The following is a 22,821-nucleotide window of genomic DNA, read 5'->3' as shown; positions in this document are numbered from 1 at the left end:
TCGCCGCGCTCGCCTCCCTGCTCCGCGGCACCAGCCCCACCGCCAAGCCCCTGGCACCACGAACGGCCGCCACCGGCGACACCCTTGCCACTGCGACCGACGACGGGACAGAAACACCGCACGAGGAGAAAGGCCACGTGCGCCCTGATCCCGGCAACTAGCAGCTATCCACAGGAGAAACACCCATGGCGCTGACAACCATCGATCCCACGCCCGCGCTCGTTGTGATCGACCTGCAAAAGGGCATCGTCGCGGCCCACACCGACAGCCAGGCGGCTGCCGCCGTCAAGCAGGCGACGCACCTGATCACCAAACGACGGCGCAGCGCATTCCACGACACCGGGCTCGACACCCTCCTGCGGGACTTGGACGTCACCCAGATCGTGCTCGCCGGAATCGCGACCAGCTCAGGCGTGGAGTCGACCGCGCGCTCGGCCTCCGACCACGGCTACCACGTCGTCCTGGCCACCGACGCCATGAGCGACCCTGATGGCGATGCCCACCGCCACAGCACCGAACGCGTCTTCCCGAAACTCGGCGAGACCGCCACCGTCACTGACATCATCGACATGATCGAGGCAACGCGATGACTCTGCTGGGCCGCATCCTGAAGAACCGCAGAGCCGGCGAGACCCACGCGGCGTGGAATCTGCCCAATCTGCAAAGTGCCGAGTCGCTGACCCTCACCAGTAGGCACTTCGCCGACGGAGACTCCCTTCCGCTGGAGCACTGCCTCAAGAACATCGGCGGCGACAACCTGTCCCCCCACCTGGCCTGGACTGCGCCGCTGGCCGGCACCGCCCAACTCCTCCTGGTCATGGAGGACATCGACGTCCCCATAGCCAAGCCCGCTGTTCACTGCGTCGCCCTGATCGACCCGGCGGTCCGAGAGCTGGAGCCCGGTGCCCTCGACGCACGGCAGCCGGCCGCCGGAACGCAGGTGTTGCGCTCCAGCATCGGTCGCGGATACCACGGCCCCGGACCCATCAAGGGCCACGGACCGCACCACTACATCTTCCAGCTGTTCGCCCTCGCCACCCGCGTGGAGAGCACCCCCGACACAGCGCAACCGAACCGGGCACGGCCCCGCGCCCTCCTGCCCGCCATCACCGGACCCGTCCTCGCCCGCGGCCGGCTGACCGGAACTTTCGAACGCTGACCCCGGCCCCGGGCCCGCACACATGCAGCGTGCCCGGGGCTGGAGATCCAGGCACCCAGGTGATCTCGGCTCATGCCTCGCGGCTGCCCTGGTCGCCTGCCGGCCGTGCCTCCCCCCCGGAGGTGGGCGGCGCCCACGGCCCTCACATGGTGAGGTCCGGCGATGCGGGCCGGCGGGTGGACGGCATGCCCGTCCCGGCGACCGACAGCGGGCCCGGAGTCACCGACACGGAGTCCGCCGCCCAACGCTGCGCGGCGGTGTCGTCGCGGACCTTCACGACGATGTCCGCGCCCGCCTGCGTCGAGGCGGAGGCGAGGGCGAGCCCTTCCTCCGAGCGGGGCAGCAACTGCCCCTGCCCGCCCACGTCGTAGCGGACGTCGGGGGCCCGTTCGGCACCGGTCTGTGCGCAGGTGCCGAGGACGACCACACCCGCGTCGGCGTGCGAGTCCAGGCACAGGCCGGGGTCGGCGACGCTGCGCAGCAGCCCGTCGTCCTCCAGCGTCCACCGCTGGCTCCAGGCCGAGGAGCACTCGGCCAGTTCGGTGGGGGCTCCGGCCTTCGCCTCGCCCCGGACGGCCAGGCACAGGCCGGCCGCGACGTTGCGCAGCCGGGTCTGCTCGGTCGACGGGGACGGCCTGGCGGCGCCGGGCGTCGCGGAACCGGCGGGCGGTATCCCGGAGTCGGTGCCGTGCGCCGTGTCCCCGGTGCCGGTCGCGCCGGTGGACGCGGTCGGCGCGGTGCCGTCGCCGTGCGGCCACAGGCTGACGCCGAGCACGGTCGCGAGCAGTGCGGCGCAGACCACGCCGAGGCCGGTGCGCAGCGCCCGGGACGAGCGCGGGATGCCCCGGACACGGCGGCCCGGCGCGGCGAACCGGGAGAGCAGCCCGTACCGGCCGCCGCCGGTCGGCCGTCCCCCGCCGTGCCGGGCGGTGCCTTTCGCGCGCGTGGTCTGCCCGGCGCGGCCCGGACGGGAGTCGAGGTAGCGGCGGGCGCCCCAGCCGAGCACCGCCTCGGCGAGCAGCGCACCCGGTGCGTTCTCCACCTGGCCGAGCTGTCCGGCGGCGTCCCGGCAGTAGCGGCAGTCGTCCAGATGCCGCTGGACGTCCGGCAGCAGGCCGCCGCCGCGGCGGATCGGCACCTCGAGCAGCCGGTTGTGGAAGCGGCAGTCACCGGTGGGCGCGAGTTCGCGGTGGGCGCGCACGCAGCCCTCGCGGAACTTGTCCCGGGCCTCTTCCAGGGTGCGGGAGGCGGTGTCGAGGTCCATGCCCAGCAACCCGGCCGGGACGCCGAGCGGTTCGGCCTCCACCTCGGTGTGCCACAGCAGGCACTGGGCAGCCGGGGTGAGGCCCTCGAAGGACCGCTGGGCGAGCCGGCGGTTCTCCGGGACCAGGTTCGCGGCGGCCCGCATGCCCCGGCCTCCGGCGGGTTTGTGCAACTCCGGCAGGGCGGCGCACAGGCGGTCCTGGCCGGCCCACAGCCGGACCGTGTCGCGCACGGTCAGCAGCAGCCGGGGGCGCAGCGCGGCGCCCGGCTCGCCCAGGGTCAGCCGGTCGAGGACCTGGTGGAAGGCGGCCGAGGCCACCATGGCCGCGACGGGTGCCGGGGAGGCGAGGCAGATCACCGCGTAGTCGTGGACCGGCTGCCAGTGTCGTGCGGTCAGCAGGGCGACGCACTGCGCGACTTCGTCGTCCGTGCTGCCGGTGAGCCGGGCGGCGAGGGATTCGTCGGGCTCCCCGGGTATCCCGCCGGGCGGCGGGCTGGGAGGACGAGAGGGGTGGGGGGTGGGCACGAAGAGCTTCCTTTGGTACGTACCTGTGTGGAGCGGGCCCGCGGGTCTGGCACACGGCCGGCGGACGAATCGGCTCGACTCCCCAACTGTCCGTTGGAAACCGGCCCTTGCCCACGCACGGGCCGCTCAGCCTTGCACAGCTCGGCGACACACAACAAGACATACCGACAAGAGGGGCATCATTGACGGAAAGTCAGGAAGCGGGACGTCACCGGGCGCTGTGCGCGTACGCTACCGCGCGGCCCACACGTTCGCGCTCCCACCGCCACCACGCGCGCCTGTGAAGTGTGCGACATCCCTCGCTCTGTGACGTGACTTCGGGATCCGCGGGGACGTCGGGCGCCCGAACCTGATCCGTCCCCTGGGGGCACGCTTGGCGGTGGCGACGTGGCAGCGGCCAAGGTCAGATCGCGACGACTGGTGCTTGCAGTTCGGCCACCGACTCGTGCGGATTCTCGAGAAGTTGAGTGTGACCTCCCGCGCATGCCCGTCGAACCGGTAGCCGTGGGCGTCGACCCAGCGGACAAGCAGCTGGCTGGTGCTCAGAAAGCCGTGAGTCATGCCGTGGTGCACGATCGTGGCGGCGCATTCCACTGAGGGCAGCGAGACGATCCGGAGGTCCGCGTCCTCCCTGACTCCCGCGGGGACAGGGAGGCCGACGTGCACGACGATCCCGTAGTCGCCCTCAGTCTCGAAGTAGACGGTGCGAGGGCCGGTCGGAGCAATTCCGGCGGAGTTGAGCCGTCGGCGCAGCTCGTCGAAGAGCCGGCCGATGAGCGGGCCGGTCTCGTCAGGGCTGAAGCTCGTGGCTGTCGCGCTCAGTTCAGCCAGACGGACCGCGGGCAGTTGCCTGATGACGACGTCTTCCTGGGGCATGAAACCCTCGTTCTCGATCGACCGGAGCCTCGCCTCGATCTGGGCCAGGCCCGACGCCGCGTCCGCCAGGGCCGCTTCCAGCTCGGCGCGTCGCAGTCGCAGCATTCCGCGCAACTCCTCGGTGCTGATGTCCTCGTCGAGGATCGTCAGTACCTGCTGCAGTGTGAAGCCGAGGCCCTTCAGCGCGACGATCCCGTTGAGCCGGGACAGCTGTGCCGCCTCGTAGAAGCGGTAGCCGCTGGACTGGTCGACGTGCGCGGGGCGCAGCAGACCGATGGCGTCGTAGTGCCTGAGCATGCGAAGAGAAACACGTCCATGCCTGGCGAAGTCTCCGATGGTGAACATGACGCCTCGAGTGTTGGCCCTCACACGGTGGCAGGGTCAAGAGAGTGCGGGCAGGCTCGTGTGTTCAAATGTCACCAGTTCTGCGGGGGTCCAGCCTGGCGGTGACCGCGAGTGGTCACCGGCGGCGCGGCCGGCGGTCGTAGCGCAAGCGGTGTTGGGCACGGTCCGTGCCCGCCGGGAGCCGTTCCCGGCGGGCTGTCGTCGCTGGTCCGGCGACTACGACTCGGCTACGACGATGTAGAACGTCACCGCCGCGAGGAAGGGCCCGGTGGAGAAGTGGTCCAGCCAGCGTCGTGCCGCTTCCTCGGTGAAGTATCCGGCGGCCACCGCGCGCTGTGTGGTCCGCTCCAGTCCGAGGATTTTGTCGGCTGCCTGGACATCTCGGAACACGGGGGTGATCGGGATGACCGCGGGCACCGCGAATCCTGCCCCTGCCGACAGTCGGGGGAGCTGCCTGCCGATGCGGGAGTTGCGGACGACCTTGTCCGTGACGTACTGGGTGTAGGCGCGCGAAAGGCCGCTGTCCGGATGGTCGACGGTCAGGGTGTCCCAGTCCGGCTCGCCCATGACGAGCCGTCCACCGGGTCGTAGCACGCGGTGGATTTCGCTGAGTACTCGCACAGGGTCGGCGACGTGTTGCAGTACCCGGTCGGTGCGGGCACGGTCGACGGTGTGGTCGGGCAACGGCAGGTCGTGGATGTCGCCGAGTCGCACGGTGACAGTGCGCTGGTCAGTGGTGCGCTCCCTGGCGGCGTCGACCGTGGCCTGGTCGTGGTCGACACCGATCACCGTTCCTGTCGCCGTGACGGCTTGGGCGAGCGAGGCGAGATCGGTGCCGGGACCACAGCCCAGGTCGAGCGCCGTTTGGCCCGGGCGCATGTCGAGTTCCTCGAGCATGCGCCGCTTGTAGGAGCGGCCCAGGTCGGTCGCAGCGACCCGGTCGAGGTAGGCGATCGGGTCGGGGGCAGCGGTCTCGAACGCTGTTGAGGTCATGGGAGACAGTCAATCAACTCCTCTGAGCCGACGAGACTTTGGCGAGCTGATGGAGTCGGTCGGGAGCGCCGCGCGCACGCTCCCCGCCGGCGAGGATGGTCAGATCTCCCAGGAGCGGAGGCGGTCGGCGGCGCCGTAGACGTCGGTCTTGCCGGACATCAGGTCGCGGGTGAGGTCGACGAGGGCTCCGTAGGGCGGGTCGATGCCGACGCCGCTGACGAACATGTAGGCCACGGCCGTCGCGCAGGCGAAGCGGGCGTTGGCCGAGGGCAGGGGTTTGAGCACGGCGAGGGTGTGCAGCAGCGCGGCGGCCCGCCAGGCCGGGTCGGAGTCGACGCCGAGACGCGGCGGGTCGACGCGGTGGCGGGCGACGGCGGCCACCAGGGCCGAGAAGTCGTCGACCGTGGGCTGGCCCGGAAGGACCTCCTCGTGGCGCTGGAGCAGCCAGGGCACGTCGATGTGGATGACGGGGGTCATCGGTCAGGCTGCCCGCCCCTCGCCCTTCGTGGTTGCCTCGTCCTCGGGAAAGGCCGTCGCGAACTCGTCCGCGTGGGCGGTGAAGAACCGCCGGAAGGCCTCGGCGCCCTCCTGGAGGGCCCGGTGCCGGGCTATGTCCGCGGCGGCGGCCTCGCGCACGAGCGCCTTCATCGACGTGCCGCGTTCCTTGGCGATCTGACGCAGGTCCTCAAGTTCGCGGTCGCTGAACTCCACATTGAGAGCTGGCATGGCCAACACGGTACCGCGCGGGTACTTTCCCGTAAATGTCCGCTGGTCACAGCGGCGGGACGGCGGTACCAGCCGGTGGGTCCGCAACCGTGGGAGGGCGCCGCCGCGCCGCTGGGGACGCGGCGGCGTTCCTGTGGTCCGGCCCGCTCACCCCTTTCCGGAGTGGGCGGGCGGCCCGGCCGGCCGTCCCTGGTCCGCGGCGAAGGAGGCCATCCAGGCCAGCGCGGCGTTCCAGTTGATGGCCGTCTCGTTCGTCGACCAGGACTCGATGTCGTCGATGTAGCAGAACTGGCCCACGCAGCCCTGGAGTTTGCTCTGCGCGTACGGGTCCTGGATGCTGGAGTTGGCCCCGCCCGCGACGGTGCCCTTCGGCGGGTTGGGCAGGCTCGGCTCGAGCTCGTGCGCGTACCAGCGGCTGTGCTGGTTGTGGGAGCTGACCGTGCCGTAGCCGGTGACGTAGGAGATGTTGAGCGCGTTGCGGCCCAGGATGTAGTCCATGCTCTGCACCGCGCCGTCACGGAACTTCGTGGCGCCGTCGAGGTCGTAGGCGGCGCCGAGGACGCGGGCGTTGTTGAGGATCTGGCTGTTGGAGCCCCAGTCGTACATGTTGTCCGCGGGCGCGTACGGCATGCCGTACGGCTGCGCCTTCAGCGTGGCGAGGTACCTGTCCGCGCCCTTGATCACCGACTGGCGCACCTTCTCCCGGCCGGGCAGCTTGCTCGGGACGGTGGCGAGGTCGAGGCGGGCGGGCACCGCGGTGGAGGCCCAGTCGAAGCTGACGCTGCCGAAGATGTCGGCCGTGTGCAGGGGGGACTTGGTCACGTAGTCCGCGAACTGCTTCTCACCGGTGGTGAGGTAGAGCTCGGCGGCCGCCCAGTAGAACTCGTCGGTGGCGTTGTCGTCGGGGTAGGCGCCGCCGCCGATGCCGTCGTCCGGGTCCGGGTAGAGGGCGGGATGGGCGAGGGCCGCGGTCCAGGCCGTACGCGCGGCCCGCAGGGCCTTCGCCGCGAACGCCCGGTCGTAGGGCTCGTAGAGGCGGGCCGCCTGCGCGGCCGTCGCCGCCAGGTTCAGGGTCGCCTGGGTGGTCGGCCGGTGCAGTTCGCGCTTCTGCGGGTCCTGGCTCGGCAGCAGCGGCAGCCCCGTCCAGTCCTCGTCGTGGACCTTGCTGTGCGCCATGCCGGCCAGCGGCTGCCCGGCCGGCACCTGCATCTTCAGCAGGAACTCCAGCTCCCAGCGGGCCTCGTCCAGGATGTCGGGCACCTTGTTGCCGCTCTCCGGGAGGGCGAGCGTGCGGTCACCGAGGCTCGCGGGCCGGGCGGTGCGGGCGTGCAGGGTGCGCTCGTAGGTGCTCAGCAGTCCCCAGGTGGTGATGCCGCCGTTGACGACGTACTTGCCGTGGTCGCCGGCGTCGTACCAGCCGCCGGTGACGTCCAGCGTGTAGTCGCACAGGCCCGGCTGGCAGGGCACCTTGGAGTCGCCCTGGTTGGGGGCGGCGTCCAGGTGGCCGGCCGGGCGGCCGTAGCCGGGCCGCAGGTCCTCGCGGATCTCGATGCCGCTGCGCTGGGTGTAGTAGTGCTTGAGCGAGTCCAGGCGGAGCTGGTCGTAGACGTCGGCGCCGATGTCGAACGGGTGGCTCGTCTCGCCGTCGGCGACCAGGGTGAAGCCCTTGCCGCTCCCCTTGTAGGTGCCGAAGTCGATCGAGTGCACCTTCTGTCCCGAGGAGACGTCCGTGCCCCGCGGCGTGCTCCAGCCGTGCGCCACGGCGGCCCCGCGGGCGTCGCGCAGCTGCCAGGGCAGCTTGGCGCCCGCGTCGGTGACCAGGGTGGCGTTCTTGGGGCCGCCGGGCAGATAGCCGACCTGGTTGACCCGCACCCGCGGCCCGGTGTCGGGCTCGTACACCTCCGGCGGCACCCCGCCGAGGAGCGACACGTCGTCCAGGCAGAAGCGCCAGGGGTCCGCGGTGCCGCCGAGCTGGAAGGCGACCTGACCCTGCGTCGTGTCCACGGGGGAGGTGAAGGTGTACGAGTAGGTGTTCCCCGAGACGCTCAGCTGCGGGCTCACCTCGAACCAGGTGTCGTACGGCTCCACCGAGAGCCCCGCGACCGCCCGGACGACATGCGCGTCGGGGGTGCCGGTCGCCGTGAACGACATCCGGTAGCTCTCCCCCTTCACCAGGGTGATGTCGTTCTGTCCGACGGCGGCGTCCCAGCGGTTGGTGGTACCGCCGGGCACGTCCGCGCACAGCCGGCCGTCGGACAGGCCCGCGGTGACGTTGCTCGTCCACCACGGCTCGATGGTGGTGTCGAAGGTGCCGTTCCTGATCTGCTCGACCTCGTCCGCCTGGGCCTGCGAGGCGGACGGCAGGGCGGTGAGGGCCGCCCCCAGCAGGGCTGCCACGGACAGCAGGGTGGTTCTGCGTCGTTTCACGTCTGGGCTCCTCGGAGGAGGTACGGGCGACACCCGTGGGAGCGCTCCCAAGGGCGAAGGCACCATGGTTGTTGCAGCCATGACATCCGTCAACGGTCCCGACGGGACGTATTGCCCGTCCGCGCGCCCAGGCCGGCAGGGGGTCGCCGTCCGTACGATGCCGGTACGCACTAGGCTGGAACGGAAGTGACGCACCGTTCACTGTGAGTGTGCGCGATGGAGTGGCGACGATGAGCCCCGTGTATCCGTTCGACGAAGCCGCCACGGCTCGGGCTGTCGTCGACGAGCACGGCGTCCTCGTCGAATGGAACGAGGGCGCGCGCCGGCTGCTCGGCTGGGCGCCCGACGAGGTACTGGGCGAGCGGGCCGCGAACCTGCTGGCCGACGGCCCGGCCATCGCCCTTCCCGACGAGCCCCGCTGGAACGGCGTCCTCACGGTGCGGCACCGCGACGGGCGCGCCGTGCCCGTCTGGATCCTGGCCCACCACCGGCGCCCGGAGGACGGCGGCGACTGGCTCCTGGTCACCCCGCTGGAGGGCACCGGCCCCCCGGGCCCCGACGACCCACTGGCCCACGCGGAGCTCATCCAGTCCCCCTGCGCCGTGGCGATCTACGACGAGCGGCTGCGGCTGCACGCGATGAACGCCGCCATGGCGGACGTGCTGGAGGTACCGGCCGAACGCCTGCGGGGCCTGCGCCACTCCGAGATCGGCGGCCGCCGGCAGAGCGAGGCCTTCGAGTGGCACCTGCACCAGGTCCTCACCACCGGCCGAGGGAACGACGTACGGACGTATGTGCCGATGGGCGGCGACGGCCAGGTGAGCGCCTGGCTGGCACGCCTGTCGCCGATCACCGACCGGCGGGGGCGGGTGCGCGGGGTGTGCGTCGCCGCGCACGACTTCACCGAGCAGTACCGGGCTCGCCAGCGGCTGCAACTGGTCAACGAGGCGAGTGTGCGCATCGGCACCACCCTCGACGTCCCCCGGACGGCGCAGGAACTCGCCGACGTCTGCGTACCGGCCCTCGCCGACTTCGTCAGCGTCGACCTGCTGGACCCGCCCGAGCACGGCGGGGAACCCCTCACCGGGCCGGTGGCGATGCCGGCCGCGATGCGCCGGGTCGCCCACCGCTCCGTCGAAGCGGGCAGCCCCGAGGCGCTCGCCGTCACCGGGCGGACCGAGCTGTACCCGGCCACCTCCCCCCAGGGTGCCTGCCTGGTCACGGGCCACGCCGTGGTGATCTCCAAGGAGTCCGGCGACCTTGAGAAGTGGCTGTCCTGGGACCCGGTGCGTCGCCTGCACTCCGGGGAACTCGGGGTCCACGCCACGATGTCCGTGCCGATCCGGGCCAGGGGCGTGACGCTCGGGGTCGCCGTGTTCACCCGGTTCCGGCAGCCCGCCCCCTTCATGCCCGACGACGTGCTGCTGGCCGAGGAGGTCACCGCCCGCGCCGCCGTCTGCATCGACAACGCCCGGCGCTACTCCCGCGAGCGGGAGACCGCCCTCGCCCTCCAGCGCAGCCTGCTGCCCCGCAGCCTGCCGCGCACCGCCGCCCTCGAAGCGGCCTCCCGCTACCTTCCGGCGGCCCGGGCCGGGGTGGGCGGCGACTGGTTCGACGTGATCCCGCTGTCCGGGTCCCGGGTCGCCATGGTCGTCGGGGACGTCCTCGGGCACGGTGTGCAGGCCTCGGCCAGCATGGGACGGCTGCGCACCGCCGTACGCACCCTCGCCGACATCGACCTCGCACCGGACGAGTTGCTCACCCACCTCGACGACGTGGTGGCCCGGATGTCCGCCGAGGCCGGGGCCGAGGGGCGGCCCGGCGAGGTCGGCGCGACCTGCCTGTACGCGGTGTACGACCCGGTCACCCGCCGCTGCACGCTCGCTCGCGCCGGGCACCCGCCGCCCGTGCTGGTCCCGCCGGACGGCCCGCCCCGCCGGGTGGAGCTGCCCTCCGGCCCGCCGCTGGGCCTGGGCGGGCTGCCGTTCGAGAGCGTCGAGCTCCAGCTGCCCGAGGGCAGTGTGCTGTCCTTCTACACCGACGGTCTCGTCGAGAGCCGCGAGCGGGACACCGAGGCCGGCCACCGGCTGCTGTGCAAGGCGCTGGCCGCCGCCGGCGGCGGCTCCCTGGAGGAGACCTGCGACCGCGTCCTGCGCACCCTGCTGCCGGCGGGCGGCGCCTCGGACGACGCGGCGCTGCTGCTGGCCCGTACCCGCGCCCTGCCGCCCTCCCAGGTGGCGACCTGGGACGTTCCCGCCGACCCGGCGCTGGTCGCCCCGGTCCGCAAGCAGGTCGTCGACCGGCTCGACGACTGGGGGCTGAGCGGGGCGGCGTTCACGACCGAACTGGTCGTCAGCGAGCTGGTCACCAACGCGATCCGGTACGGCACCCCGCCCATCCGGCTCCGGCTCATCCACGACGAGTCGCATCTGACGTGCGAGGTGTCCGACACCACCCACACCGCTCCGCACCTGCGCCGCGCCAAGACCTGGGACGAGGGGGGCCGCGGCCTGCTGCTGGTCGCCCAGCTCACCCGGAGGTGGGGCAGCAGGCACACCGCCGAGGGCAAGACGATCTGGGCGGAGCTGGGCCTGCTCGACGACGAGTGAGCCCGGCCGGGCTCAGGACCGGTCACGCATCGGCCGGGGCTCAGGGTCCGTGGAACCCAGCCGGGTCTCACGATCCATCGAGCCCGGCCAGGGCTCAGTACCCGTCGAGCCCGGCCAGGGCTCAGTACCGGTCGACCCCGGCCGGCGCTCAGGACCGGTCGAGCCCAACCAGGGCTCACGATCCGTCGAACCGGGCCGCGGCTCACGATCCGTCGAGCCCATCCGGGGCACAGGACCCGTCGAGCCCGGCCAGCGCTCAGGACCCGTCGGACAGCCAGGGCCGCACCCGTCGGCGTGCCTCGTACAGCCGCGACTTGAGCGTGCCCAGCGGGATGCCCGCCCGTTCGGCGGCCTCGGCGTACTCCAGTCGGCAGATGTCCCGGTACACCAGCGGCGCCACCAGGTGGGGGTGCTCCCGCTCCAGCCGGTCCAGGGCCTCCAGCAGGTCCACCCGGGAGCCCGCGATGACGCTCGTGGTGCGCGGGTCGGCGTAGCGCCCGGGCTCGATCCGCGCGGGCTGCTCGGCGGCGCGGCGCTTGAGCTCCCGGTACTTCTGGCGGCAGCAGTTGGCGACGACCGTGTAGAGCCAGGTGCTGAAGCGGCTGCGGCCCTCGAAGGCGGTGATCCTCCGGGCGATCTGGAGCAGCACGTCCTGCGCGGCCTCCTCGGCGTCCTCACGGCAGGGCAGGAAACGCCCGCAGCGCCGGACCACCTCGGGCCGCACCTGCTGGAGCAGGGTCTCCAGCGCGGCACCGTCACCGGTGGCGGCGCGCCGGGCGAGATCTTCGACCGGTGCCGCGTTCTGCACGACTGGGCCCCCTTTGCGTGGATCCCGGGGCAGGCATCATAGTCGCATGCACTCCCTCGAGCGGATCGGCCGCTACCGGCTCGAACGGCGTCTGGGCACGGGCGCCTTCGGCACGGTGTGGCTCGCCCACGACGACGAGCTCGAGGCCCCCGTGGCCGTCAAGGTCCTCGCCGAGAACTGGTCCCACCGCCTCGACGTGCGCGAGCGGTTCCTGGCCGAGGCACGACTGCTGCGCAGGGCCGGTTCGTCCCGGGTGGCTCAGGTCTACGACATCGGTGAACTGCCCGACGGCAGACCGTACTTCGTCATGGAGTACGCCGACGCGGGCACCCTCGCCGACCTGCTCGCCACCGATCCGCCGCCGGTGCGCGAGGCGCTGCGGCTGACCGCGCTGGCCGCCCGCTCCGCCCACGCCCTGCACGAGGCGGGCATCGTGCACCGGGACGTCAAGCCGAGCAACGTGCTGCTGCGCACCGCGCCGGACGGCAGCCGCCGGGTGCTGCTCGCCGATCTCGGACTCGCCAAGAGCCTGGCGCAGGCCTCGGGGCTGACCCTGGCGGCGGGTTCGGCCGGGTACCGTCCGCCGGAGCAGGCCGAGCCCGGCACGGGCATCGACGCGCGGGCGGACGTCTACGGCCTGGGCGCGGTCGGCTACCGGCTCGTCACCGGCACGGTGCCCGCCGAGCCCGGCGCGGTGGTACGGCCCGAGCGGCTGCGGCCGGGCCTGGACGCCGGCGTGGCCCGGGCGCTGATGCGGGCCCTGGAACCGGACCGCGAGCGGCGCTGGCCCACCGCCGAGGCGTTCGCGGACGAGCTGGACCGGCTGGCCTCGGCCCCGGCGGGCGCCGTCCGCCCGCGCGGGCGGGGCAGGACGGTGGTGCTGGCCGCCGCCGTGGCCGCCGTCGTCGTCGCCGGGGCCGCCGTCGCCTGGGTGAACCTGCCTTCTTCGGGCTCCGACGTGGGCGTCGAGGACGCCACGGGCCGGATCGCGCTGCGGGTGCCCGACGGCTGGGGGCGCCAACTGCGCGACTCCGGCTGGGATCCCGCGGCGCTGGGGCTGCCCGCCGGGCACGAGCCGGGGCTCGCCGTCGCCGACGACCTGACCCGGTGGCAGGACCTCGGCGCCGACGCGCGCGGGGTGTTCGCCGGTCTGAGCGAGCACGGCGACGTCACCGCCCGCGTCGACGCGCTCGGCCACCCGGGCTGTCGCTACGACGGCGCCCGGGCCTACACCGGCGGGCGGTGGCACGGCCTGATCCGGACCTGGAGCGACTGCCCCGGCGGCGGCCGGCTCACGGAGTCCGCGCTCGTCCCGTCCGACGGCGGTCAGCCGCAGCTGTACGTGCAGATCCGTCAGCACGGCGGCGACGACGCGACCGACCGCGTACTGCGCTCCCTGCGTGTCACCTGATCCCCCGTTCGGGTGAGAGCCGCCCGGCTCCGTACGGGTGAGAGCCACCTCGGGGGCCGCGCGGGGAAGAAGTCACCGGGAGAAAAGTGCGGGCGACCGCGAACTTTTCGCCCGGTCCGCGCATCGGACATCCAGAACGGCGCACCCGGCGCCGTGGGCACGCGGCCAACCGCGTGCGAGCGACCCCAGGAGTGTGGAACATGGCGCACAAGTCCCCGTCCGTCCGCCGGGCGGCCCTGCTCGTCGGCGCGGTCGCCGTGCTGGGCCTGCCGCTGACCGCCTGCGGCAACGGCAGCGGCACGAGCGGTGCTCCGCAGAAGGTGACCGGCACCGCCGCGCCCGCGACCGGCGACACGACCGACGACGCCCCGGCCGGTACGGCACCCGGCACGAGCTCCGCTCCCCCGCGCGGCGCCGCGCCGCCGAGCGGCACGGCCGCAGGCTCCGTCCCGGGCACACCCGCGCACACGGGCGACACCCGCGCCCCCGCCACGAGCACCCGCTGTCACACCTCCGAACTCAGCGCGTCGGTGGGCCGCGAGAACCCGGGAGCCGGGCAGGAGAACTTCCCGGTCGTCCTGACGAACACCTCCGGCCGCGCCTGCACCCTGCACGGCTATCCCGGCGCCGCCTTCGTGGACGCCTCCGGCAGGCAGCTGGGCCCGGACCCGAAGCGGTCCTCGGGCACGCCCGCCACGGTGACGCTGAAGCCCGGCCAGAGCGCCTGGGCGGGACTGACCTTCTCCAACCCGGGGGTGAGCGGCGCGAGGACGGGGACGCCCGCCTCGCTGATCGTCACTCCGCCGGACGAGCACGACCACCTCACGGTGCGGTGGACGGCCGGCCAGGTGCCCGTGGGCGGCAACGCCTCCTCGGTGTTCCTGACGGTTCTCAGCCCCGGCACCGAGCCCTGACCCGTCCGGACCGCGGCGCTCTCCCGCGCGGGTCCGGCACGGCGCTTTGCTTTGATGGGCGGGCACCGTCGGTCACGTCCGGAGGGACACCGCTCTGAACACCCCGCTGGCCGAGGCCCTCTCGGTCGTCCTGCTCGTCGCCGTGCTCGCCTGGGCCGTCGTCCGTCCGTTCGGCTGGCCCGAGGCGGTCATGGCCGTGCCCGCCGCCGGGATCGCCGTCGCCACCGGCGCGATCCCGCTGGACCACGCGCGGGCCGAGGCGGAGCGGCTGGGACCGGTGGTCGGATTCCTCGCCGCGGTGCTGGTGCTCGCCCACTTCTGCGACGTGGAGGGCCTGTTCCGGGCCTGCGGGGCGTGGATGGCCCGCCGGGCGCGGGGGCGCCCGGTGCGGCTGCTGACCGCCGTGTTCGCGCTGGCGTCCGCCATCACCGCCGTGCTCAGCCTGGACGCCACGGTGGTCCTGCTGACGCCGGTCGTGTTCGCCACCGCCGCCCGGACCGGCGTACGGCCCAAACCGCACGTCTACGCCTGCACGCACCTGTCCAACACGGCGTCGCTGCTGCTGCCGGTCTCCAACCTCACCAACCTGCTGGCGTTCGCGGCGAGCGGGCTGAGCTTCACCCGGTTCGCGGCGCTGATGGCGCTGCCGTGGCTGGTGGCGATCGGCGCCGAGTACGTGGTGTTCCGGCGTTTCTTCGCCCGCGACCTGGCCGCCGCGGTGCCCTCGCCGCCCAGCGGTGAGCCGCCCGAGCTGCCGCTGTTCGCCCTGGTCACGGTGGCCTGCACGCTCGGCGGGTTCATCGTGGCCTCCACGTTCGGCGTCGCACCGGTGTGGGCCGCCCTGGCGGGGGCGCTGGTGCTGGCCGGGCGCGCGCTGCTGCGGCGCCGGGCGAGCGCTCTGAGCGTGGTGCGGGCCGCGGCGCCGGGCTTCCTCGCCTTCGTCCTGGCCCTGGGCATCGTGGTGCGCGCGGTGGTCGACAACGGTCTCGCCGGTGCGCTCGGGCGCATCCTGCCCGGCGGTACGGGACTGCCCGCGCTGCTCGCCGTCGCCGCGCTGGCCGCCGTGCTCGCCAACCTGATCAACAACCTGCCCGCGGTGCTGGTCCTGCTGCCGTTGACCGCACCGGCAGGACCGGGGGCCGTCCTCGCCGTGCTGCTCGGCGTCAACATCGGCCCGAACCTCACCTACGCCGGATCGCTGGCGACCCTGCTGTGGCGGCGGATCGTGCACCAGCACGAACACGGAGTGGACCTCAAGGAGTTCACCCGGCTGGGTCTGCTGGCCGTGCCGGCCGCGCTGGTGTCGGCGGTGGTGGCACTGTGGGGGGCGCTGCAGGTGCTGTGAAGCCGAAGGCGCCGGGAAACGGAAGGCGCCGGGGAAACGGAAGGAGGCCGACCGGATGCGTGTGATCACCTGGCTGGTGGAGGGCACCTGGCCCGCCTGCGTGGACGCCGTACGCACCCATGCTCCCCCCGCGTCCGACGTCGTCCTGCTGCACGTCAGCGGGCCGGACGTGCCCGCGGTGGCGCACGGCGCCTTCGCCGGGCTGCTCGGCCGCGGCCGTGTCGAGCGCGACCCGGGCGACCTGCTGACGGACCTCGGGGGCACGTCGGCGGCCGAACTGCTCGAGGCGGCCGCGGCCCGGCTCGGGCGGCCGTGCACCAGGATCGAACGGAGCGGGCGGGTGGAACGCGAGGTGGTGGCGGCCGCTCAGGACGCGGATCTGCTGGTGCTGGCCCGCGACGGCGACCGCGAGCGGCTCGGCCCGCACAGCCTGGGCCCGGCCGCGCGGTTCGCCGTCGACCACGCGCCCTGCGCGGTGCTGCTGGTGTGGCCGGAGGCCGCGCCGGACCTCACGACGATGCCCCCTCACCCGCCACCACGGCCGCCGCACCACCGCTGAGGTCGTTCAACGGCCCGCGCCGCGAGGTGGTGCCTGCCTGTTCGCGTCGTTCCACGAGCAGGCCCCCTGCCCCGTGCGCGGGGCGGTTGCCGCTCTCAGTGACCGCTGACGGCGTGCGGCGTGTACGGCCCCTCCAGCTCCTCGGCCTCCTTGTCGCTCAGCTCCAGTTCGACCGCGGCCACCGCGTCCCGCAGGTGCTCCGGCCTGGACGCGCCGACGATCGGCGCCGTGACCGTGTCCTGGCGCAGCAGCCAGGCGAGGGCGACCTGGGCGCGCGGGACCCCGCGGTCCCCGGCGACGCGGGTGACCGCCTCGACGATGCCGCGGTCGCCCTCGGTGTAGAGCTTGCCGCCGAAGGCGTCGGTGGCGCTGCGCTCGGTGGTGGCTCCCCAGTCCCGGGTGAGGCGGCCGCGGGCCAGCGGGCTCCACGGCAGTACGCCGACGCCCTGGTCCGCGCACAGGGGAAGCATCTCCCGCTCCTCCTCGCGGTAGAGCAGGTTGTAGTGGTCCTGCATGGAGACGAACGGGGTCCAGCCGTGCAGCAGGGCCGTGTACTGGGCCTTGGAGAACTGCCAGGCGTACATCGAACTCGCCCCGATGTAGCGGACCTTGCCCGCCTTCACCAGGTCGTGCAGCGCCTCCATGGTCTCCTCGACCGGTGTGTGCGGGTCCCAGCGGTGGATCTGGTACAGGTCGACGTAGTCGGTGCCCAGCCGGCGCAGGCTGTGGTCGATCTCCGTCATGATCGCCTTGCGGGACAGCCCGCCGCCGTTGGGCCCTGGCCGCATCCGCCCGTGCACCTTGGTGGCGAGCACGATGTCGTCGCGGCGGGCGAAGTCGCGCAGCGCGCGGCCGACGATCTCCTCACTGGTGCCGTCGGAGTAGACGTTGGCCGTGTCGAAGAAGGTGATCCCCGCGTCCAGTGCCTGCCGGATCAGCGGGCGCGACGCCTCCTCGTCGAGGGTCCACTCGTGCGTGCCGCGGCCGGGCACGCCGTAGGTCATGCAGCCCAGACAGATCCGCGACACCTCGAGGCCCGTCGAACCGAGCTTCACGTACTGCATCGTTGCTGCTCCTGTTCTTGGCGCGGTCGCCGGTCACGAGCCGGGGCGGCCCGTGGGCGTCCGGTTCGGAAACGTGTCCAGCAGGTCCAGTGCCCGTTCCCAGCCGAACTCGGGCCGGCCGCCGTCCGGCGCCGGTTCGCCGGAGAAGGGATCGCCGAGGCGGACGCCCATCCCGCGCAGGCGGGCGAGGCTGTCCCGGTAGGCGGGGTGGGCGGCGAGGGTGTCGGAGACGCACGGCAGCACCGCGACCGGGACGCCCATGCCGTACGTCTCGCACAGGGTCGCCAGGGCGAGGGTGTCGGCGGTCCCGGCGGCCCACTTGTTGAGCGTGTTGAAGGTGGCGGGCGCCACGACCACGGCGTCCGGCGGCGGGAAGGGGCGAGGGTCGCCCGGCGTGCGCCAGGCCGACCGTATGGGACGGCGGGTCTGCGCCTCGACGGCGGCGGCGTCGAAGAAGCCGCCCATGGCGACCGGTGTCGCGATGACACCGACCTCCCAGCCCCGTTCCTGCGCGGCGGTGATCAGCTTGCTGACGCCCTCGGCGATGCCGGCGGCGCAGACGACGACGTAGAGGAAGGGTTTCCCGGACGCGGTCCCGGACTCGTTCCCGGGCGGTGCGCCGGAGGGCCTCTGGGCCTGTTCGCTCACCCGGGAACCCTAGTCAATCCTCCGCCGCAGGGCCACGGTCCGTCGCGACGGGCACCCGGCGGACCCGCCGGGTGTCCCATTCCTCGTCCTCCTGTCCCTCCTCGCCCCCCCTCATCCTCCTCGTCCTGATGTGTTCTACTCGTCCTCGGACAGCGTGATGGCGCCCACGGGGCAGGCCCGGGCGGCCTCCCGGGCCATCGGGTCGCCGGCGCCGTCCTCCCGGCCGGGCAGCAGGGTGCTGAAGCCGTCGTCGTCCTGGGTGAACACACCCGGCGCGGTCAGGGCGCACTGTCCGGCGCCGATGCAGCGGTCCTTGTCGATCTCGATATGCATGGCGGCAGCCTCTTACCAACTGACGGGGAGTTCCAGCATCCCCTGGATGGTGTCGCCGGGTTTGAAGGGGATCTCCTCCGGCGGGGCGGCGAGCCGGAGCGCGGGCAGCCGTTCGAGGAGCGCGCGCAGGGCGATCTCCAGCTCGGTACGGGCGAGGTTCTGGCCGAGGCACTGGTGGATGCCGAAGCCGAAGGCGACGTGGTGGCGGGCCGCGCGGTGGAAGTCGAGGGTGTCGGGCGCCGGGTAGACGTCCTCGTCGCGGTTGATGACGGAGGTGGAGAAGACCACGCCCTCCCCTGCCCTGATCGTGGTCCCGGCGATCTCGATGTCCTCGGTGGCCAGCCGCAGCAACCCGTCCGCGATGGACAGCATCCGCATCAGTTCCTCGACCGCGTCCGGCAGCAGCGCGGGGTCGGCGCGCAGCTCGGCCAGCCGTTCCGGGTGCAGCAGGAGCGTGTAGGTGCCGAGGGAGATCATGTTGGCGGTGGTCTCGTGGCCCGCGACCAGGAGGATCATCGCCAGGGCGGTCAGCTCCTCGCGGTCGAGCTCGCCCTCGTGCAGCCGCTGCTGGACGAGTTCGTCCAGCAGGCCGTCGCCGGGCTGTCGCTCCTTGTGGTCGATCAGCTCCTCCAGGTACTCCGCCAGCCGGTCCCGCGCGTCCTGCGTCTCCTCGGCCGTCGGGCCGCGCAGCAGCCGCCTCGACTGCTCCTCGAAGAACTCGTGGTCGGCGTAGGGCACGCCGAGCAGGGCGCAGATCACCATGGACGGCACCGGCAGCGCGAAGGCGTGCACCAGGTCGGTGGGCGGTCCCTGCGCGATCATCGCGTCCAGCAGGTCGTCGACGATCTTCTGGATGCGCGGCCTGAGCTCGGTGGCGCGCTTGAGGGTGAAGCTCGGGATCATCATCCGCCGCTGGCTGCGGTGCTTGGGGTCGTCGACGCCCAGGAGCGCCGGCTTGCGGTCGCGGACGGCGGCGAAGCGGGGCGTGGTGGCCGGGAAGCCCGAGCGGGTGCGGTCCGTGGAAAGACGGGGGTCCACCAGCAGGTCCCGGGCGACGGCGTGGCCGGTGACGAGCCAGGCCGGGCGGCCGTCGTAGAGCCGGATGCGGGCCAGCGGCCGGGCGGTGCGCAGCGGGTCGTACCCGGTGGGCGGGTGATAGGGGCAGGCCCGGTCCTGGGGGAAGGAGACGGGTTCGGAGAGTTCGGTCAGGTCTGTCATGGAAGACCTCGCAGACGAAGGATGCGTCGTGCCGATCTTCATTAGATGCCTGGGGCACCTGAGACACGACATCATGTTCGGCCAGATCGGCGACCTGCTGGATCTGGCTGGGAACCACCCATTCCGCATCGTAATTCGATTGCCGCCCGAACGGCGCGGGATGCAGGTCCCGGGCCCCCGGGGACGGCTGGTGGCGGGTCGGTGGGGATGGATCGGGTGGGTGCGGTTGTTGAATGGCGTTGCACCATCGGTCACAGGACGCGACGAGACGAGAGGACGGCCGGCATGGCTCTTCAGGGCGAGTACGAGCCCAGCCCGACCCAGTGGGTGCGGGAGCAGGTGGAGCTGTACGAGAGTTCCGGCGGCACCAAGGGGACCACGCTGCGGGAGACGGGGCTGCCCGTGATCCTGCTGACCACCGTGGGCGCTCGCAGCGGCAGGATCCGCAAGACACCGCTGATGCGTGTGGAGCACGAGGGGCGGTACGCCGTCGTGGCCTCCCAGGGTGGTGCGCCCAAGCACCCGTTCTGGTATTTCAACCTCAAGGCCGACCCCCGGGTCGACCTTCAGGACGGTCCGGTCAAGCAGGAGATGACGGCCCGTGAGGTCACCGGGACGGAGAAGGCGCGGTGGTGGGAGCGGGCCGTGGCCGCGTTCCCCCCGTACGCCGAGTACCAGCAGAAGACCTCGCGGGAGATCCCGGTCTTCGTGCTGGAGCCGGCCGCCGGGAGCTGAGCCGCGCGAGAAAATCCGGCCGGGAGGCATGAGCCCGTCCCGTTCGGGCATGCGTCTGTCAGGCCCCGCCGCGCTCCCCCGTCGCGGCGGGGCCCTCTCGTGCCCGCTGCCCGGCGCCGCGGTGAATGCGCCGCGGAGCCGGCGGATTTCGGGGAACGTGTTCTCCAGGACACCCATCGAGCCGGGAGGACACATGAGCGGCGGGGGCGAGGGCAACAGCGCCTACGGCCACAAGGCCTTCAAGCGTTCCAGGAGTCACTTCGCGGACCGGATCACCGCCGACGGGCGGGACGGCCGGCCGGTGGAGGCCGGACGTTACCGGCTGGTGGTCAGCCGTGCCTGCCCGTGGGCGAGCAGGTCCCTGGTCGCACGGCGGCTGCTGGGGCTGGAGGACGCCCTGTCGCTGGCCGTCGTGGATCCGATCCAGGACGACCGGAGCTGGCGTTTCACGCTCGACGCCGACGGCCGGGATCCCGTGCTGGGGATCCGCTTCCTCAGCGAGGCCTACGACCGGCGGGAGACGGGCTACCCCGGCGGGGTGAGCGTACCCGCGATCGTCGACGTGCCGAGCGGTGAGCTGGTCACCAACGACTTCCAGCAGATCACGCTCGACCTCGCCACCGAGTGGAGCGCGCTGCACCGGCCGGGCGCGCCGGACCTGTACCCGCGGGCGCTGCGCGACGAGATCGACTCGGTGATGGCCGAGGTGTACGAGGACGTCAACAACGGCGTGTACCGGGCGGGCTTCGCCAGCGACCAGGAGGAGTACGAGGCCGCCTGCGCGGGGGTGTTCCGGCGGCTGGAGCTGCTGGCGTCCCGGCTGGCCGGGCAGCGCTACCTCGTGGGCGACACGATCACCGAGGCGGACATCCGGCTGTTCACCACGCTGGTCCGGTTCGACGCCGTCTACCACGGCCACTTCAAGTGCAACCTCTGGAAACTCACCGAGAACCCCGTGCTGTGGGCGTACACCCGGGACCTGTACCAGACGCCCGGTTTCGGGGACACGGTCGACTTCGACCACATCAAGCGGCACTACTACCAGGTGCACACGGGCATCAACCCGACCAGGATCGTGCCCCTCGGGCCGGACCTGTCGGGCTGGCTGAGCCCGCATCACCGCGAGGAGCTCGGCGGGCGCCCCTTCGGCGACGGCACCCCTCCGGGTCCCGTACGGCCCGGCGAGGAGGTTCCGCCGCGGGGCCGGCCCTGACGACCCGGCCCCGACGACCCGGCCCCGTGCCGGCAACCCCCGTACCGGCGAAGGAGACACCGATGGCCAAGAAGAAGCACAAGATCCCACTCGTCTACCAGCCCGTCGGCCTCGTGTTGGGCTGGGCCGGCGGTGTGCTGGCGGGCATGGCGTTCCGCGCGACGTGGAAGGCCATCCGCCACGAGGACGAGGCGCCCGAGCCGCTCGACGAGGACCGCCGCTGGGGCGAGATCCTGCTCGCCGCGGCCGTCCAGGGCGCCATCCTCGCCGTCGTGCGCAGCGCCGTCGACCGGGCGGGCGCCACCGCCGTCGAACGCTCGATCGGCGTCTGGCCCGCCAAGGTCAGGGACGACCACGGCTGACCCGCCCTGCCGTGGAAGCCCTGCGGCCGCACCGGCCGCAGGCCGCGACCGCGGCCCGCGGCCCGGCAGGGCGACCGGCCGCCGCCCCCCGGCCCGCGCCGGGGCCGGATCCCGGCCGTTGCGGCAGCCCGTCAGGTCCTCGCGGCGCCGGGCGGGTCCGGGCCCGGAGGACGCGCCGCCGGATGAGCGGGCTGGTGCGGGCGGGCTGGTCCACCATGAACGGCATGGAGACGATGCGCGCGATCGGTCAGGACGTCCTCGGCGGCCCCGAGGTGCTGCGGGAGATCGAGCTGGAGCGGCCCGTGCCCCGGCCCAACGAGGTGCTGGTGCGGGTGCGGGCGGCCGGGGTGAACCCCACGGACTGGAAGCACCGGGCGGGCGGCGGCTTCCTCGGGGAGCCGCCGTTCGTCCTGGGCTGGGACGTCTCCGGCGTGGTCGAGGCGACGGGCGTCGGAGCCTCCCTCTTCCGGCCCGGGGACGAGGTCTTCGGCATGCTGCCCTACCCGTTCGGCCACGGCTCGCACGCCGAGTACGTGACCGCTCCGGCCCGGACCTTCGCGCCGAAGCCGGGCGGGATCGACCACACCCAGGCGGGCGCGCTGCCGCTGGTGTCGCTGACCGCGTGGCAGGCGCTGGTGGAGCGGGCGGACCTCAGGGCGGGGCAGCGGGTGCTGATCCACGCGGCGGCCGGCGGAGTCGGCCATGTGGCCGTGCAGATCGCCAAGGCGCGCGGCACGTACGTCCTCGGCACCGCGAGCGCGGGCAAGCACGACTTCCTGCGCGGCATCGGCGTGGACGAGCCGGTCGACTACCGCTCCACCGACTTCGCCGAGGCGGTGCGGGACGTCGACGTCGTACTGGACACGATCGGCGGTGACACCTCGCTCCGTTCCCTGCGGGTGCTGCGCCCGGGCGGGATCGTGGTGTCGATCCTGCCGGTCGGCTCCGACGACCTCTACCGGGAGGCCGAGCGGCTCGGCGTGCGGGCGGTGCGGATGCTCGTCGACGCCGACCACCACGGCATGGAGGAGATCGCGGAGCTCGTCGCGCAGGGCGGGCTGCGCGCCGCGGTCGCCGACACCTTCCCGCTCGCCGAGGCCGCCAGGGCGCACGAGCTCGGCGAGACCGGCCGCACCACGGGCAAGCTGGTCCTGCTGATGGACTGACGCCCGGTGTCCGGTGTCCGGGCACACCCCACGGCGGTGGGGGGGGGGGGGGGGGGGGGGGGGGGAGGGGGGAGAAAGGGGGGGAGGGACGTTCTGGACGGTGTGCCGATCGGGGGGGGGG

General features: G+C 73.0%; 22 protein-coding genes. 11 read left to right on the top strand and 11 right to left on the bottom strand.

All coding sequences use genetic code 11. The features are described from left to right. Positions 1–185 precede the first annotated feature (185 nt). Positions 186–590, top strand: coding sequence for an isochorismatase family protein (locus ACTYVM_RS10300; protein WP_445525612.1), 405 nt, complete (start codon positions 186–188; stop codon positions 588–590). After that, positions 587–1,159, top strand: a complete 573-nt coding sequence (locus ACTYVM_RS10295; protein ID WP_445525611.1) for a YbhB/YbcL family Raf kinase inhibitor-like protein — start codon at positions 587–589, stop codon at positions 1,157–1,159. The genes ACTYVM_RS10300 and ACTYVM_RS10295 overlap by 4 nt, the downstream gene beginning before the upstream one ends. A gap of 142 nt (positions 1,160–1,301) precedes the next feature. Here ACTYVM_RS10295 and ACTYVM_RS10290 read toward each other — a convergent pair whose 3' ends face one another. From ACTYVM_RS10290 to ACTYVM_RS10265, 6 genes are all read right to left on the bottom strand, one after another. After that, entirely contained in the window at positions 1,302–2,948 is a 1,647-nt protein-coding gene (locus tag ACTYVM_RS10290) for an RICIN domain-containing protein (RefSeq protein WP_445525610.1), read from the bottom strand. 231 nt (positions 2,949–3,179) lie between these two features. Beyond that, positions 3,180–4,121 (bottom strand): MerR family transcriptional regulator, encoded by a 942-nt coding sequence (locus tag ACTYVM_RS10285; RefSeq protein WP_445525609.1) that lies wholly within the window; start codon positions 4,119–4,121, stop codon positions 3,180–3,182. A gap of 264 nt (positions 4,122–4,385) precedes the next feature. After that, on the bottom strand, positions 4,386–5,162 hold the full coding sequence (locus ACTYVM_RS10280; RefSeq protein WP_445525608.1) for a methyltransferase domain-containing protein: 777 nt from the start codon (positions 5,160–5,162) through the stop codon (positions 4,386–4,388). 99 nt (positions 5,163–5,261) lie between these two features. Continuing rightward, positions 5,262–5,639, bottom strand: a complete 378-nt coding sequence (locus ACTYVM_RS10275; protein WP_400028491.1) for a toxin Doc — start codon at positions 5,637–5,639, stop codon at positions 5,262–5,264. Between the two features lie 3 nt (positions 5,640–5,642). Beyond that, entirely contained in the window at positions 5,643–5,888 is a 246-nt protein-coding gene (locus tag ACTYVM_RS10270) for a hypothetical protein (RefSeq protein WP_400028490.1), read from the bottom strand. 147 nt (positions 5,889–6,035) lie between these two features. Next, on the bottom strand, positions 6,036–8,315 hold the full coding sequence (locus ACTYVM_RS10265) for a glycoside hydrolase family 9 protein (RefSeq protein ID WP_445525607.1): 2,280 nt from the start codon (positions 8,313–8,315) through the stop codon (positions 6,036–6,038). Positions 8,316–8,545: 230 nt separating this feature from the next. On the opposite strand from ACTYVM_RS10265, the gene ACTYVM_RS10260 reads away from it, so the two are divergent. Further along, entirely contained in the window at positions 8,546–10,924 is a 2,379-nt protein-coding gene (locus ACTYVM_RS10260) for a SpoIIE family protein phosphatase (RefSeq protein WP_445525606.1), read from the top strand. A 256-nt stretch (positions 10,925–11,180) separates the two neighbouring features. On the opposite strand, the gene ACTYVM_RS10255 is transcribed toward ACTYVM_RS10260, so the two are convergent. Continuing rightward, positions 11,181–11,732, bottom strand: coding sequence for an RNA polymerase sigma factor (locus ACTYVM_RS10255; protein WP_445525605.1), 552 nt, complete (start codon positions 11,730–11,732; stop codon positions 11,181–11,183). Positions 11,733–11,778: 46 nt separating this feature from the next. Here ACTYVM_RS10255 and ACTYVM_RS10250 point away from each other — a divergent pair, with 46 nt between their 5' ends. The 4 genes from ACTYVM_RS10250 (at position 11,779) to ACTYVM_RS10235 (ending at position 15,961) form a co-directional block, all read left to right on the top strand. Continuing rightward, positions 11,779–13,143 (top strand): serine/threonine-protein kinase, encoded by a 1,365-nt coding sequence (locus ACTYVM_RS10250; RefSeq protein WP_445525604.1) that lies wholly within the window; start codon positions 11,779–11,781, stop codon positions 13,141–13,143. 200 nt (positions 13,144–13,343) lie between these two features. Next, positions 13,344–14,057: a DUF4232 domain-containing protein gene (locus ACTYVM_RS10245; RefSeq protein ID WP_445525603.1), complete on the top strand. Its 714-nt coding sequence runs from the start codon at positions 13,344–13,346 to the stop codon at positions 14,055–14,057. A 142-nt stretch (positions 14,058–14,199) separates the two neighbouring features. Beyond that, entirely contained in the window at positions 14,200–15,402 is a 1,203-nt protein-coding gene (locus ACTYVM_RS10240; protein WP_445525602.1) for an SLC13 family permease, read from the top strand. 55 nt (positions 15,403–15,457) lie between these two features. Further along, positions 15,458–15,961: a universal stress protein gene (locus ACTYVM_RS10235; RefSeq protein WP_445525601.1), complete on the top strand. Its 504-nt coding sequence runs from the start codon at positions 15,458–15,460 to the stop codon at positions 15,959–15,961. A gap of 95 nt (positions 15,962–16,056) precedes the next feature. Here ACTYVM_RS10235 and ACTYVM_RS10230 read toward each other — a convergent pair whose 3' ends face one another. The 4 genes from ACTYVM_RS10230 to ACTYVM_RS10215 form a co-directional block, all read right to left on the bottom strand. Further along, positions 16,057–17,025: an aldo/keto reductase gene (locus tag ACTYVM_RS10230; RefSeq protein WP_445525600.1), complete on the bottom strand. Its 969-nt coding sequence runs from the start codon at positions 17,023–17,025 to the stop codon at positions 16,057–16,059. A 33-nt stretch (positions 17,026–17,058) separates the two neighbouring features. Continuing rightward, positions 17,059–17,673: a flavoprotein gene (locus ACTYVM_RS10225; RefSeq protein ID WP_445525599.1), complete on the bottom strand. Its 615-nt coding sequence runs from the start codon at positions 17,671–17,673 to the stop codon at positions 17,059–17,061. Positions 17,674–17,808: 135 nt separating this feature from the next. Then, the gene (locus tag ACTYVM_RS10220) at positions 17,809–18,006 is read right to left on the bottom strand and encodes a ferredoxin (RefSeq protein WP_400028480.1); all 198 of its coding nucleotides are present in this window, start codon (positions 18,004–18,006) and stop codon (positions 17,809–17,811) included. Positions 18,007–18,018: 12 nt separating this feature from the next. After that, complete coding sequence (locus tag ACTYVM_RS10215) at positions 18,019–19,224, bottom strand: cytochrome P450 (RefSeq protein ID WP_445525598.1); 1,206 nt, start codon at positions 19,222–19,224, stop codon at positions 18,019–18,021. A gap of 285 nt (positions 19,225–19,509) precedes the next feature. On the opposite strand from ACTYVM_RS10215, the gene ACTYVM_RS10210 reads away from it, so the two are divergent. The 4 genes from ACTYVM_RS10210 (at position 19,510) to ACTYVM_RS10195 (ending at position 22,700) form a co-directional block, all read left to right on the top strand. Next, complete coding sequence (locus tag ACTYVM_RS10210) at positions 19,510–19,959, top strand: nitroreductase family deazaflavin-dependent oxidoreductase (protein WP_445525597.1); 450 nt, start codon at positions 19,510–19,512, stop codon at positions 19,957–19,959. 193 nt (positions 19,960–20,152) lie between these two features. Further along, on the top strand, positions 20,153–21,172 hold the full coding sequence (locus ACTYVM_RS10205; RefSeq protein WP_445525596.1) for a glutathione S-transferase family protein: 1,020 nt from the start codon (positions 20,153–20,155) through the stop codon (positions 21,170–21,172). A gap of 62 nt (positions 21,173–21,234) precedes the next feature. Then, a complete protein-coding gene (locus ACTYVM_RS10200) occupies positions 21,235–21,534 on the top strand; it encodes a DUF4235 domain-containing protein (RefSeq protein ID WP_445525595.1) in 300 nt (99 codons plus the stop codon). A gap of 215 nt (positions 21,535–21,749) precedes the next feature. Then, positions 21,750–22,700, top strand: coding sequence for an NADP-dependent oxidoreductase (locus ACTYVM_RS10195; protein ID WP_445525622.1), 951 nt, complete (start codon positions 21,750–21,752; stop codon positions 22,698–22,700). The last annotated feature ends 121 nt before the right edge of the window (positions 22,701–22,821 follow it).

The organism is Streptomyces cyslabdanicus (assembly GCF_052663305.1).
This window is presented reverse-complemented; position numbering and strand designations above follow the sequence as displayed.

Bases quoted from the DNA above. Each gene is read 5' to 3' on its own strand.
- ACTYVM_RS10195 (WP_445525622.1), top strand. From the start codon at position 21,750: ATGAACGGCATGGAGACGATGCGCGCGATCGGTCAGGACGTCCTCGGC.
- ACTYVM_RS10200 (WP_445525595.1), top strand. From the start codon at position 21,235: ATGGCCAAGAAGAAGCACAAGATCCCACTCGTCTACCAGCCCGTCGGC.
- ACTYVM_RS10260 (WP_445525606.1), top strand. From the start codon at position 8,546: ATGAGCCCCGTGTATCCGTTCGACGAAGCCGCCACGGCTCGGGCTGTC.
- ACTYVM_RS10235 (WP_445525601.1), top strand. From the start codon at position 15,458: ATGCGTGTGATCACCTGGCTGGTGGAGGGCACCTGGCCCGCCTGCGTG.
- ACTYVM_RS10245 (WP_445525603.1), top strand. From the start codon at position 13,344: ATGGCGCACAAGTCCCCGTCCGTCCGCCGGGCGGCCCTGCTCGTCGGC.
- ACTYVM_RS10295 (WP_445525611.1), top strand. From the start codon at position 587: ATGACTCTGCTGGGCCGCATCCTGAAGAACCGCAGAGCCGGCGAGACC.
- ACTYVM_RS10275 (WP_400028491.1), bottom strand. From the start codon at position 5,639: ATGACCCCCGTCATCCACATCGACGTGCCCTGGCTGCTCCAGCGCCAC.
- ACTYVM_RS10285 (WP_445525609.1), bottom strand. From the start codon at position 4,121: ATGCTCAGGCACTACGACGCCATCGGTCTGCTGCGCCCCGCGCACGTC.
- ACTYVM_RS10250 (WP_445525604.1), top strand. From the start codon at position 11,779: ATGCACTCCCTCGAGCGGATCGGCCGCTACCGGCTCGAACGGCGTCTG.
- ACTYVM_RS10270 (WP_400028490.1), bottom strand. From the start codon at position 5,888: ATGCCAGCTCTCAATGTGGAGTTCAGCGACCGCGAACTTGAGGACCTG.
- ACTYVM_RS10230 (WP_445525600.1), bottom strand. From the start codon at position 17,025: ATGCAGTACGTGAAGCTCGGTTCGACGGGCCTCGAGGTGTCGCGGATC.
- ACTYVM_RS10205 (WP_445525596.1), top strand. From the start codon at position 20,153: ATGAGCGGCGGGGGCGAGGGCAACAGCGCCTACGGCCACAAGGCCTTC.
- ACTYVM_RS10280 (WP_445525608.1), bottom strand. From the start codon at position 5,162: ATGACCTCAACAGCGTTCGAGACCGCTGCCCCCGACCCGATCGCCTAC.
- ACTYVM_RS10220 (WP_400028480.1), bottom strand. From the start codon at position 18,006: ATGCATATCGAGATCGACAAGGACCGCTGCATCGGCGCCGGACAGTGC.
- ACTYVM_RS10210 (WP_445525597.1), top strand. From the start codon at position 19,510: ATGGCTCTTCAGGGCGAGTACGAGCCCAGCCCGACCCAGTGGGTGCGG.
- ACTYVM_RS10215 (WP_445525598.1), bottom strand. From the start codon at position 19,224: ATGACAGACCTGACCGAACTCTCCGAACCCGTCTCCTTCCCCCAGGAC.
- ACTYVM_RS10300 (WP_445525612.1), top strand. From the start codon at position 186: ATGGCGCTGACAACCATCGATCCCACGCCCGCGCTCGTTGTGATCGAC.